General features: G+C 54.7%; 10 protein-coding genes. 7 read left to right on the forward strand and 3 right to left on the reverse strand.

Features of this window, described 5'->3' with window-relative positions:
• Positions 1 to 18: 18 nt before the first annotated feature.
• Positions 19 to 1,197, reverse strand: a complete 1,179-nt coding sequence (locus LEPIL_RS14810; RefSeq protein ID WP_002773638.1) for an EAL domain-containing protein — start codon at positions 1,195 to 1,197, stop codon at positions 19 to 21.
• Between the two features lie 82 nt (positions 1,198 to 1,279).
• Between LEPIL_RS14810 and purD the strand changes: the two genes are divergently transcribed.
• From purD to LEPIL_RS14845, 7 genes are all read left to right on the forward strand, one after another.
• Positions 1,280 to 2,536, forward strand: a complete 1,257-nt coding sequence (gene purD / locus LEPIL_RS14815) for a phosphoribosylamine--glycine ligase (RefSeq protein ID WP_002773640.1) — start codon at positions 1,280 to 1,282, stop codon at positions 2,534 to 2,536.
• Positions 2,537 to 2,585: 49 nt separating this feature from the next.
• Positions 2,586 to 2,801 (forward strand): transcriptional coactivator p15/PC4 family protein, encoded by a 216-nt coding sequence (locus tag LEPIL_RS14820; protein ID WP_002773643.1) that lies wholly within the window; start codon positions 2,586 to 2,588, stop codon positions 2,799 to 2,801.
• A gap of 4 nt (positions 2,802 to 2,805) precedes the next feature.
• On the forward strand, positions 2,806 to 4,023 hold the full coding sequence (locus tag LEPIL_RS22345; RefSeq protein WP_002773644.1) for an amidohydrolase family protein: 1,218 nt from the start codon (positions 2,806 to 2,808) through the stop codon (positions 4,021 to 4,023).
• 83 nt (positions 4,024 to 4,106) lie between these two features.
• Positions 4,107 to 4,961, forward strand: coding sequence for an LA_0442/LA_0875 N-terminal domain-containing protein (locus tag LEPIL_RS14830; RefSeq protein ID WP_002773646.1), 855 nt, complete (start codon positions 4,107 to 4,109; stop codon positions 4,959 to 4,961).
• A 41-nt stretch (positions 4,962 to 5,002) separates the two neighbouring features.
• The gene (locus tag LEPIL_RS14835; protein ID WP_002773648.1) at positions 5,003 to 6,910 is read left to right on the forward strand and encodes an ankyrin repeat domain-containing protein; all 1,908 of its coding nucleotides are present in this window, start codon (positions 5,003 to 5,005) and stop codon (positions 6,908 to 6,910) included.
• 11 nt (positions 6,911 to 6,921) lie between these two features.
• The gene (locus tag LEPIL_RS14840) at positions 6,922 to 7,812 is read left to right on the forward strand and encodes a DMT family transporter (RefSeq protein WP_002773649.1); all 891 of its coding nucleotides are present in this window, start codon (positions 6,922 to 6,924) and stop codon (positions 7,810 to 7,812) included.
• A gap of 149 nt (positions 7,813 to 7,961) precedes the next feature.
• On the forward strand, positions 7,962 to 10,508 hold the full coding sequence (locus LEPIL_RS14845; RefSeq protein WP_052608376.1) for a transglycosylase domain-containing protein: 2,547 nt from the start codon (positions 7,962 to 7,964) through the stop codon (positions 10,506 to 10,508).
• 71 nt (positions 10,509 to 10,579) lie between these two features.
• Here the strand turns inward: LEPIL_RS14845 and LEPIL_RS14850 are convergent, their stop codons facing one another.
• Positions 10,580 to 11,062, reverse strand: coding sequence for a DUF1564 family protein (locus LEPIL_RS14850; RefSeq protein WP_002773651.1), 483 nt, complete (start codon positions 11,060 to 11,062; stop codon positions 10,580 to 10,582).
• Positions 11,063 to 11,138: 76 nt separating this feature from the next.
• Entirely contained in the window at positions 11,139 to 12,833 is a 1,695-nt protein-coding gene (locus LEPIL_RS14855; protein WP_002773652.1) for a nitric oxide reductase activation protein NorD, read from the reverse strand.
• Between the last annotated feature and the right edge of the window lie 20 nt (positions 12,834 to 12,853).

A 12,853-nucleotide genomic window follows, 5' to 3' on the forward strand; every position in this document is an offset into this window, starting at 1 on the left:
CTGAACGGAGGACGGGCCTTATCGAATCGCACCGACATGAAAGTCGACGAAGATAAAGCGGCGGGAGTCCAGCGGTCTTGTGAAGGTGCGGATCTTCTGACGACTTCCCTGATCTATATACGGACGTGATATAATTCCGCGTCCGTACTCGATCATACGCAGCATGTTCTCGAGAAAGTACGGGCGAAAGCTCCAGTTTCTTCCGCGAAACTCAGGTCTCAGGCGAATGCCCGCTTCGTTCACCTCGACATTGGAGGATAACTGCACTCCTGCCGCATCGCATACATACAGGCGAAAACAATCGACGGGTAACTCGGTGAAAAGCGAGCGCAAAAAAAGGTCGAGCCTGTCGGCATCTGACTCTGTCGCAAGCGGGACGCGTGATAGCAGCGACTCAAGAAGAGCATCCATCCGCTTTTCCATCTCAATAGAAAAAAGAAGCCTTTCGCACAGCGATTCAAAGACGGCCTTGCGCGCGGGCAGCATACGCGCCGCAAATGCAGGGTCATCGGCAAGAAATTGCTCGGTTGCCTGAGAGAAAAGGAAACCCTGCACCAGCTCGGCGCCGGCCCTGTAAGCCGCCTCAAGCTCGGTTTCGGTTTCAACGCCTTCAAAGAGCACGGTGATGCCCGAGTCGGCGGCAAAGCTGGATATGTATTCAATGAAGTGCCCGGTATCATGCTTCAACGACAGATCGGCGACCAGGGCACGGTCGACCTTGACGATGTCGGGGCGAAGCTCGAGCAGACGATCGACATGATGAAACTGAAAGTCGTCGATGGCGATCTTGAAGCCGGCATCGCGATACAGCCGTATCTTGCGATAGAGATCGCGGATCTCGCCGGCGAACAGGTCTTCGGTGATCTCGATCACGATCTGAGCGGGATTCAGGCCCGCTTCTTCGACGAACATTATCGTCGGATACCGCCCCTCGGGGAAATTGAGTATCCATTCAGGTTTGATATTAAGAAAGAGCAGGCCGCCGTAATTCTCATGCACGGCCTTATCCAGAGCCTCGCGCCGCAGTCGACGATCCACTTCAAGCTTCTGCTCCGTCGGTATCTCGCGACTTGCGAAGAACGCGCCGAGACTGAGCAGGCGATCATTCATCCACTGTCGTCCGAGCACTTCATGACCGACAGTGCGACCGTCTGCAAGCGAAAGTACGGGCTGATAGTAGGCATGAACCGACTGCACGCCTCGCCAGAATCGCGAAGCAGATCAGATGCACACTTCATTTTTCTTTGACAGATCGGTCTCATTACATAATTGAAGCAGGATGAAGATTCTTATACTCGGTTCGGGCGGCAGAGAGCATGCACTCTATGCGGCATTGAAAAAATCTAAGTCGGTGGAACAGGTTCTTGTGCTTCCCGGCAATGGAGGCATTCCCGAATCCGATAGAATCAGGCATATGACGGCGCCTTACGCAAACGGCTTCAAGGCGCTTCAAGAGTTCGTTCAGAGCGAGCAATTCGACCTGGTCGTAGTCGGGCCAGAACAACCTCTCGTCGACGGTGTAACCGATGCTCTGGAAAACACCTGCGCTGTCTTCGGTCCGAAGAAAGCGGCCGCTCAAATTGAGGGATCCAAAGGATGGGCGCGAGCCTTCATGGAGCGCCACGGGCTTCCCTCGGCGCGTTATGCGGAATTCAGCGATTTCGATGCGGCTCTTCCAGGCCTTGATTCTTTTGGCCCGCCCTATGTGATCAAGGCAGACGGACTTGCCGCGGGCAAAGGAGTGACCGTCACCTCTGATCGAGAGCATGCCGTTCAGGCGTTGAAAGAAGCTCTTGTAGAAGGCGTCTTCGGCTCGTCGGGCGCGAAAGTTCTCTTAGAAGAGTTCCTGCCCGGACGCGAGGCCTCCGTATTCGCTATCTGTGACGGCGAGAAGGCTCTTGCCTTTCAGCCCGCTCGCGACTACAAGCGCGTCTTTGATAATAACGAAGGTCCGAATACGGGCGGTATGGGCGCCGTTACTCCCGTTGAATACGTAACCGAAGCGGTTATGCAGCAGATTCAATCCGAAGTGCTGGATCGCGCCGTTCAGGGATTCAAGAAGGATGGCACGCCGTATCGCGGCCTGCTCTACGCCGGACTCATGATACATGAAGGCAAGGCTCGCCTCGTCGAGTTCAACTGTCGTTTCGGAGACCCCGAAACACAGGCACTTCTTCCTTTACTCGAAGACGATATTGCGCAGCTCTTTTTCCAGGCAGCGACGGGACATCTGAAAGAATCCTCTTTGCGCTTTCGGAATGCGGTCGGAATGACCGTCGTGCTGGCCGCCGGGGGTTATCCAGGAGACTACGATAAAGGAATAGATCTTTCGGGGCTGGAAGAGCCCTTCGTCGACGGCGTGCAGTGCTTTCATGCGGGAACGGAGCGAAACGGCGCTCTACGCAGCACAGGCGGCCGGATCGCAAACATTACGGGAACCGGAGTATCGATCGAAGATGCGCGAAATCGTATTTATTCACAACTGAAAAGCCGATCCATTGCCGGAACTTTTTTCCGTTCCGACATCGGACTGTAGCGTTTAATTGTTATTATGCCCGAAGGCGTCATCTATCAGAGGAAAGAACATGTCATTTCAAAGAGACCTGAAGAAAACCGACACCGAGATCATCCGACTCGAAATCACGGAGTTCCGCGGAGAGCAGTATCTGAATATCAGAGTATGGTATCTGGACAAAGACGGCGAATGGAAACCGACCAAGAAGGGCGTGGCCATACGACCGTCGCTTTTTCCCGATTTCAAGAAGTTCGTTCTTGAAGCAGAACAGGAATTGAAGATCTAATCCTATGCCAGAGCCAACCCGACGCGGCTTGAAACGCAGCCTCACCGCAATACTGATAATCAGCTGGATCGCCCTTTTCCTCTGGGCCTTTCCATCCGTTCGGGTCGGAGTTCGTTTCGCCGTGTTAAACGCCCTGGGCTTTGGCGCCGCCCTCGCCGGAAAGGACGTACCCGAAGAGATCGCCCTCAGTGAATTCAAGCCTGTCAGCGTGATGGTGCCTGTCAGCGAAACAATACCGCAACAGCCGCGTTATCCGGTCGTTGAGTTTCACGGACATATCTTCCCGACTTATACCGGCGACCTTGACGCCGATCTTGCTCAATGCCGTACTGCGCTCTTTGTGAACCTTGCCCTGCGCACGACCACGTCCGATGGATATGCAAAACTGCAGCAGGGACGACCGCAAAAAACGATCGTACACTTTCCAGGATGGAACTACGCTCGCCTTAAAGAAGTGAATGACGCAAGCGGTGTGGCGCAGATGGCATCTGACCTTGAAGCCCTGGCAAAGGCCGGCATCAAAGGCGTCAAACTCTGGAAAAACCTCGGCCTCGGCCAGAAAAAGCCCGACGGCACGTTCTATGCTATCGATGATCCCATCTTCGAGCCGCTGTGGGATGTGGCCGCAAGATACGATCTGATCATCGCTATTCACACGGCCGATCCACCGGCTTTTTTTGGAAAGGCAGACGGGACTAACGAGCGGTTTGAAGAGCTCTCGCATCATCCTGAATGGTCCTTCGTGAAAGGACCGACCTTTGATGAAGTACTCGCACAGCGAGACCGACTATTCGAAAGGAGGCGCGACGTGCGCTTTGTGGCCCTGCATTTCGGAGAGCTGGCGCACGACCTCAAGCGTGCAGCGGCGCTTCTCGATCGGCATCCGAATGTGTGGGTCGACACGGCGCAGCGCATCGACGAGCTCGGTCGACAACCGAAAGCGGCGAGAGCGTTCTTCATCAAGTATCAGGATCGCATTCTCTACGGAACCGATGGTTTACCCGACTATGAAAAGGTTCGCATCTACTGGCGCTTCTTTGAGACGGACGATGAATACTTCGATTACTATCCGCCTCATAAAGCCCGCAAGGGATTATGGAAGATAAGCGGCATAGCGCTTCCCGACGACGTGCTTCGCAAGCTCTACTATCTCAATGCATTGAGACTCATCGGCGTATCAGAGGCCGAATTTCTCAGGAATGATCCGCTGCAACGGAAGTAATTTGAAGACTTTTTACTTGACTTTTTTTAATATTACTTGAGGGTGCACCTGAGCCGTAATTCAAAGAGATCGGCCAGTTACCAATGCAACGCGGCCCTTTAAAGTTGAAAGCAAGGACAGTAATCTTCCAATTCAGCATAATTCTGTTATTGAGCACTGCGCCGGCTTCGGCCGAAACGCTGTATCTGGAAAACGGACAGGTACTGCGCGGTATCGTCGTCGGCCAGGACCGTGAAACGGTTCGCTTTCGCACATCAAACGGTCTTCTTACCATCCCCAAAACGCAAATCCGACGTATGACGTTCGATCGCTATGATCCCGGCGATACAGAGGCCGAGAAAGAGGCCCGACGTAAAAGCGAAGAAGAGAGACGCAAGATCGTCGAAGAACTCAACCGCGAGCTTGACCGAAGACGGGAGGGCCTCGATAAAAAAATAGAAGAAGAAGATGATCGCAAACAGGAAGAACGGGCCTTCTTTCAGAATGAGTTCTTACAGGAGAAGGAGCGCAGAAAGAAAGAAGGATTCCAGCGCAGCCTGATCCTTCCTGGTTGGGGCCAGTATCATAAGAATCAACCCGATCGCGGCAAGATTTACATGGGTAGCTTCCTCACCCTGCTTGGCACGGTACTTCTCGCCGACTATGTTTACAAGCAATCCTATGCCGGCTACAGCAAGGAAAACAACAACTACGCCCTTTTCCTTTATCAGCGCCATAATCCGATCTTTGCATACTCTTATTATAAAAAGGCCGTAGCCGAACGGGACAGAGCGAATCAGAGTGCGGCGATAAGAACGGGAGCTCTGTTAGGGCTCGGCCTCGTTTACGTTATCAGCGCCGCAGACGCCCGCTACACGGACCCTGAACTCGATTGGCTAACGCAGAGCCCGTTACCTCCGCAGCAGTTTCAGATCGCCTTCCGGTATGCCTTTGAGTGAGTGTGTGGATTTTTCAGACTATCAAGGAGCAGGCTTAAACAATGAGACGTCTTAACTTCGCATCGTCCGCTTTCGTCCTGCTCTGCACCGCGCTGCTTACAGGTTGCGCAACGCCCGATATCATCGTTGCCTCAGCTACCGGCGACGTGGACGGAATAGAGACCGCCCTCAATGAAGGAGTCGATATCAACCTGAAAAGCAGCGAGGATCGCACGCCGCTTCACTGGGCAGCCTCTCTCGCCCAGAACGCTGCCATTGAATTCCTCGTCAAGAATGGCGCCGACATTGCCGCCCGTGACGAAAACGGCCGGACAGCTCTTCATCTCGCCGCAATGAAAGGACATCTGAAAACCGTCGAGCTGCTCATTAAACTCGGCGCCCCCCTCGAGGCCGTCGACAAACGCGGCAGGACGGTTCTTCACCTCTCTGCCTGGCTCGGCAGAACCGAAGTCGTCGAGCTGCTTCTTAATAGCAAGGCGAACACCAGTATCACGGATAACGAAGGCTGGAGCGCCCTTCACTATGCCGTATGGAAAGGACACACGAAAGTCATGGCCGCGCTGCTTGCTCGAAAGATCCCCGTCGACTCCATCGATAAGATCGGCTGGACTCCTCTCTTTCTCGCCGTTAAGGCCGACCAGCTGGAGGCGGCCGAACAGCTTATAAAAGCCGGAGCGCGGCCAGGACTCAAGGCCTTCGACGGGAATACTCCGTTAACCCTGGCCATCGATATGGATCTTCCTCACATGGCTCTTCTGTTGAGGCAATCCGGAGCGCCGGCGCCTCCACGCGAAAGCCTCTATCTTGCCTGCTGGACGGGCGATGCCGGGCTCTTTGCGGCCTCCGTTTCGCATGCGGCCGCTCCCGTCGACAGTACGTCATCACTCGGGGCCACTCCGCTTATGTGGGCCGCCTATCGCGGGCACGGTACGATCGTAGAACGGCTATTGAAATACGGAGCACAGCCGGCGATGCGACATTCCGGCCAGGCGTCGGCCCTTTCAGAGGGGGCGGCCAGCGGCGACGCAGAAACGTTAGCCTCTCTGAAATCCGCCGTTCTTGCTCCCGACCCTGTTGACCGCCTCTATCTTGCGATCGCGGCCGGCGACGTGCGCGGTGTGAACAAAGCGCTTTCGGACGGCGCCCCCGTCGATCATCGCGGAGTGTATAATACTACGCCGCTGCACAGAGCTGCCTTTCTCGGCAAGGACGATGTGGTCTCTGCTCTTATCGACGAAGAGGCCGATCTCAAAGCGAAAGATCGGTGGGGTCGAACCGCGCTGCATGAAGCCGTCAGGAATCGACATGCTCAGACGGCCTCTCTTCTTCTCGGTGAAGCCGATCTGGAAAAGGACGCCACCGATCGCGACGGTAAGACGGCCCTTTTTGTCGCCGTCGAGCAGGATGATTTATCCACCGTGAACGCCCTTCTTGCGTCGCAGGCTAACCCGAATATCGCCGACCGCAAAGGAAGGACGACGATCTGGTTTCCGCTACAGCGCAACCGCCGCGACATGCTGCTCGCGCTTCTTCGCGGCGGGGTTTCGACGGCATGGCGCAACGAACAGGGCTTCACTCCGCTGAACTGGGCCATCCTCAACGGACGCGGCGAATTCATGCAGCTGCTGCTGGAATCGGGAGCTCCGCTGACGCTGCGTGACGGCTTTGATCGCTCGCCCCTCATGACGGCCGCCGTAGCCGGTCTGACTCCCGTCATGCAAACGCTTATCGACAGAGGCGCTCCTGTAAACGAAGGCGGTCGCGAAAACTACACCGCCCTTATGATAGCATCGCAGTTCGGTCGTGAAGCATCCGTGCGCTGGCTGCTCGAACACGGAGCCAATCCGGCGATGCGGCATCGATCAGGCAGGACGGCGCTGAGATTTGCGAAAGATGCGGGGCATAACGCCATCGTGCAGATCCTTCAAGACGCCGGAGCACCGGAATAAAAACCGGTCCTGTGTACCTGCAGATCATCGTTCTTGCTCTGATATGGGGCGTGAACTGGGTGTTTATGAAGGCCGGCATGGCCTACTTTCCTCCCATCCTCTTTTCTGCGTTGCGCTTTCTCAGCGCCGGTGCCGTTCTGCTAATCATCAGTCGGTGGCGCGGCGTGACCGCTCCGACGGGCGACGAATGGAGACCGATCCTTTTCACAGGCCTTGTTCAGATCGCCTTCACGAATGCCGTGCTACAGAACGCCCTTCTTGTCATCGATGCCGGTCTCGCTTCCGTTCTTTTTTATACGATGCCTCTGTGGCTGAGCATACTGGCACATTTCCTTCTGCCCGACGATCGTCTCTCGCCGCTCAAAATCTCGGCGCTTCTGCTTGGTGTTGTCGGGCTCACGATACTGCTGAAGCTGAATCCCGATACGCTGCTGCAATTGTGGCAGCGGCCGGGAACGCTGTCAGAGCTGCTCGTTCTCGTCGCCTCCGTTGCATGGGCGCTCTGCAACATCGTTATGAAGCGCGTCTCAGGTCGGATCAATGCCCTGCGTTTCACGACCTACCAGATGATTACAGGCGGACTTTTGTTACTGGCGTATTCGGCGCTGACGGAGCCGTTTCAACTTCCCCCCGCCCTTGCTTATCAAGGCTGGGCAACGGTGGCCTTTTCGGGGATCGTTGCATCGGCGCTGGCCTTTTTGATGTGGTTCCGACTGTTAAGAGCAATTCCGGCATCGACCGCTGGCATTTCGCTTCTGCTTGTGCCTGTCGTAGGCGTGTTCTCGGGCGTATTGCTGCTTGGCGAAACGGTAGATCTTGCGATGATAACGGGCATGGCGCTGATACTGATCAGTATAGGCCTTGTAAACGTGTCGGGAAGGCGGGGCCGCGGAGCAGTGTAACTACTCCGCATTTTTTTGTTTGTTTGAATATCGAAACTTTCCCTTTAGAAGCCACGACCCCTTACATACGAGTTTTCGGCTGCCTGGCCGAATTCACAACCATTTTTTCGGATTGCCGTAGAAAACGAGCCGACAACAGATAGTACAAGGTGAGCAAGCGTTTTCGATACACGTGCAAGGGCTGCGGAAAAGGATTCCAGCTTGAGATTGATACCTCCTCCTATACGGTTCATTCTGCAATCTGCCCGTTCTGTGCACGCAAGGCCATGTTCGACAATCGGAGTGGCGCGCTGGATCGCTCCAGCTATGGCTCCGGTGCCCGTTCTCAGGCGGGCGGCTTCTCGCGAACGGATCGCAGCTCCATTCCCCTGCGCAAGACATCGGACATTGGACGCAGCCAGAGCCGTCGCTTCTCTATGCCCTCGTTTTCGCTTCCGTCGTTTCGTTCGTTCTCGCTGCCTTCTTTTTCGCTTTCTTCGCGCCGGGGCGATCGCTCGCGCCTTCTCGTTCTCGGGGGCTTTATTGCCCTGATCGGCGCGCTTCTCTATGGCTCGGTTGTCGTCGTCCAGCTTGCTCTTTTTGATCCGGATCCTTACATCTCGGGCATGGGCTCTCGATCGCCTGATCGCATCTACGATCGCAACGGGCAGCTCATCTCAGAGCTTTTTTCGTTGAAAACCGGCAATCTGAAGTTTGAAGATATTCCGAAGCCGATGATCGATGTTCTGCTTTTCGTCGAAGACGAAGACTTCTATTCTCACGGCGCCATCGACTTCACAGCTACGCTGCGTGCCGTTTTCATTAACGTAACGAATGCCGGATTCGTACAGGGCGCTTCGACGATCACGCAGCAGCTCTCGCGCATTCTGCTGGATGATCGCGAGAAAACGCTCACGCGAAAACTGAAAGAAGCATCGCTTGCCTATGCTCTTGAAGCCCGTTATGCGAAGAATGACATTCTGACTGGCTACTTTAATAACGTTTATCTCGGGCACGGGGCTTACGGTTTCCAGACGGCTGCGGATTTCTACTTCAGAAAAACGTTAGTCGAGCTCAATTTCACCGAACGCCTCGCTCTTGCTTCTCTGCCTTCGGCGCCTGAACGCTTCTCGCCGCTTCGCAATCCTGAGATGCTCATCCGAAAGATGGATCATATCTATGCGCGCATGGTTGAAGACGGGTTCCCCGTGCCTGCACAATCCGAATATGAATCGCAGAAGCTATCGTCGCTCATGCATTTAAATCGCAGCCCGACCGAAACCGTCTTCGGAACGCGCACTGATCATGGTCCCTACGTTACCGAATACATCCGGGGCAAGCTGCGTGAGATTCTCGGAGATGAAGCCGAATCGCAATCTGGCCTGCGTATCGAGACGACGATCGATATCGACTTGCAGAAGTCGGCTGTGAAGCATTCGCGAGAGTTTCTTGCCGAGATACGCAAGCAACATCCATACAGGCGGCCCGAACAGAACGACGAGTCGGTTTTGAAAGAACGCATCCGCCGTGAGTATCTTCTAATGGCTTTAGGAGGAGCGGTGCTCGGCCTTCCCGTTCCGCGTACCGGCAACAAGCGCCTGGAGACTGCATCGATCGGGCTTGATCCGGCGACGGGCGAGATTCTCTTCATGCAGGGCGGATCGGAATTTTTTCCCGAAAACCAGCTCAACCGCTCCATTCAGATGCGCCGTCAGACGGGGTCGGCCATCAAGCCTATCATATATTCGGCCGGCGCCGAATCGGGTAAGGTTAGCCCCGCCACTCCACTTGAAGACAGCCCGCTCTTCTTCTCAGGAGTGAAAACGGCCGACGGAAAGGATTTCTGGTTACCCGACAACATCGATGAAGACTATGAAGGCATTATTCCAGCCCGCATTGCTATGGCAAAGTCACGCAACATTCCGGCAATTCGGGCAGCGATGATGATCGGTCTCGATCGAGTGGGCGAGCAGTTTCACAAGTTCTTCTTTCATAGCGACGAAGCGTTCGCAAAACGCTTCCGCGCAGAACAAGGCGTCGCCATTGGCATTCTTGAGATGAGTCCTCTTGAGATGGCATCGGCCTTCTCGGCTTTTGCGAATAACGGCGTTATCAAGCGTCCGTTTCTGATCCGGCGCATCGTCAGTCCGACGGGCAAGGTGCTTTTCGACGGCACCGGCAAAGACGAATTCCGCATGCAGATGCCGGCCGAGGTAAAGGCCATCGATGGCGATGCCGCCGAGGTCGTGGCGTCGATGATGCAGGACTCGGCAAAGTACGGCGGTACCGGCCGCGGCGGATTTAACTCTCCGCTTTTGCTCGGCAAAACAGGTACGACGAACAAGCACCGTGACGCATGGTTTGTCGGCGTGCTTCCCCATCTTTCAGCCGCCGTCTGGGTTGGATTCGACAATCATATCGTGTCGATGAACAAAGGAACGGGAGCCGGAGTGGCCGGTCCACTTTTCGGTCGCATCGTATCTGGCTCGGGAAAGGGATCGGAACTTGCAAAAGGTGGTTATGCATTCGATCCGCGGGCGCGCTCTGTTACCGTCTGCGCCGATACGGGCCTTCTGCCGAACGGTTTCTGCCCGCGCAAAAAGTCTGATCTCTTTGCGGCAGCCGGCGTGCCCGATAAAACATGCGATAAGCATGGCCGCGATACGGTAGAGAATCCGTCCATTCCCGAGCTGCCGACAAAATCGGATTTCGATTAAAGAGCCGGTACCAGCGATTGCAGCCTGTGGCACAAAAGTATCGATGATTTGTGGGTCGGGGATGTCGGGGGCTATGTTTTCAGGATTCTTGTGAGTTTTCTGGTGGCTGCATCCACGCAAATATAGCAAATCACCACGGGATTCCAGTGACCCGTCTTGAAAGATGGCTGAGTTCCTCCATCCTCAAGAGATATCACTCCCATAGCGATCAGCATCAGGAAAACAAAAATATAGCAACGGGAATACCCGGTAGCATTCGAAATTGCAGCCAACTTCCCCCAATCCCTGTCATCAGGATAAAAGTTCACGCGCACCATATTTTGCCCCTCTTCCTGATACTGCTTCTTCCACTTTCCTGTTTCCTCAAGAAAGCTGATCTTGTATTCAAGCTGGGGATCTTCCATAAGGCTGGCGAAATAAGAAGCAAGGGCCCAATGCCCTATTTTTATGTAAGGGCTTCGCCAGAAGTATCGCTTGAAAAGGGCCTCGGGAATAAGCAACGTGGAGCGAGACCGGTAATAGGGCTCCTGGTCCAGGCGAGTCTGTTTGTTCATACAAACGCAAGGTCGAAAATGAGCTGAATTGATCTGAATTTTTTTCGCTCAACTCAGAAAAAAGCGGATGCTTCGATCAACCAACCAGCTTGAGATAAAAATCCGTCATCACGTCAATCATGCGTTCCGGATGAGGGATGACGCTGTAGCCTCCCGCTCCGAACATCTCGGGAAGATAGTGGCGTGCCTGACTGTCGAGACTGAAGGCATGCAGGCGGATGTTCTTTGATCTTGCCTCTCGAATCGATTGCTTCACGTCGGCGATACCATGCCGGCCTTCGTATCGATCGTAATCATTCGGACGAGCATCGGAGAGAAGCAGAATCCATCTATGCCTGCTCTTCTCCTGTTCGAGAAGAGAGGTCGCATGGCGTATTGCCGGACCGATGCGAGTATAACCTTTCGCCTCAATAGAACCGATGCGGTCCGCGCAGCTCTGCCAGTTCTCGCGAAAGGACTTAATCGTACTGTATTCGATCTGGTTGCGTGTGTGCGAAAAGAAGGCATCAATTTGAAACCGCGTCGCCGCCTCGGCAAAGACGGTCGATGTGAGAGTGACGGCCTGTCGGGCGACGCTTAAAATATGATGGCCGTTCATGTAAGAATCTGTCGAGAGACTGTGATCGATGAGGATGAGGATGGATAACTCCCGTCGGCACTTCCGTTTTGAACGATAGAGCCGTCCATCCGGCGATAATCCTGCGCGTCGATCGACATGAGCAAGAATGGCCGCCTCAAGATCGATCTCTTCGCCGTCCGGCATACGACGCACCGTTTCTCTGTCGTTCTGAATCTGTCTGTACTTGCGTTTCAGCCGGGCAAGGTCGGCGGCATTCTCGTCGCAGACGGTCGCGTAGTATCCCGGTGAGCTTAGCGTGAAGTGCGACGGATAAACATGGCACCACTCTTCTTTATAGGAGCGACTGCGTGCATCCCACTCCGGGTAGGGAACGGCGAAGCGTTTCCCGTCGACCGACTCCTTTGATTCTCCAGTCATAAGATCGAGTCGGATGTCGGCAGAGAGCATGGAGCGGGCCTGCTCATCCACGCGAACGAGATCACGCAGTTTCAGTTCTTTCACGGCGTCAAGATGCTCCTCCAGCTCGTCGGATTCATCGGTCTGACGCCAGTTCCCGTTGAACTCCTCGATCGTATCGATCTTCTCGAAGCTATGATTGAGCGTATAATCCTGTATGGCCTTTTTATCAAGCTGATGCACGACGACATCGTCGGCAGCCTCGATTTCAATCTGCGTATCGGGGCGTTCGTCGTTCGAGGAGTCACCTCCGTCTCTGCGCTCCGCTTCGCTGTCTTCACGCAGGTTACAGAGCAGCATCCAGTCTTCGAAGGCCTTCTTTGCCTCTGGAGAACTTGCGGCGTCGAGGCACTCGTCGTACTGGTCTGCGAAGCCGGCGTAACGGCTGCGAATGCCAGCAAGCCGCTCCTGAGAAGAGACTGTCGTCGTGCCAGTGGTCGAGGTATCGGATGCCCCACCATCCGAGAATGACAGAAAGAAGGCCTTCAGCATCAGCGCCTTCTCGTTCATTTCTCTGTCTTCAAAGACATGGACCAGACGCGGCAGGTATACGGTCGTTGAAGATCGTCCGGGCACGTCTTCGGTCGTAAGAACCCGTAGCTTTTGCGAGGCCGAAAGCGAGCAGAAGCTATGCCAGCGACGCAGTGCCTCGTCGACGCGATAAAGTCCGGGCGCCTCTTTTTCTTTTACGAAGCTCTTCCAGAGCCTTCGAAAGATCCACTCATCCCAGCTCATAGAATAAACCTCAAATGATT

Origin of the sequence: Leptonema illini DSM 21528, from assembly GCF_000243335.1 — a bacterium.
GTDB lineage: Bacteria > Spirochaetota > Leptospiria > Leptospirales > Leptonemataceae > Leptonema > Leptonema illini.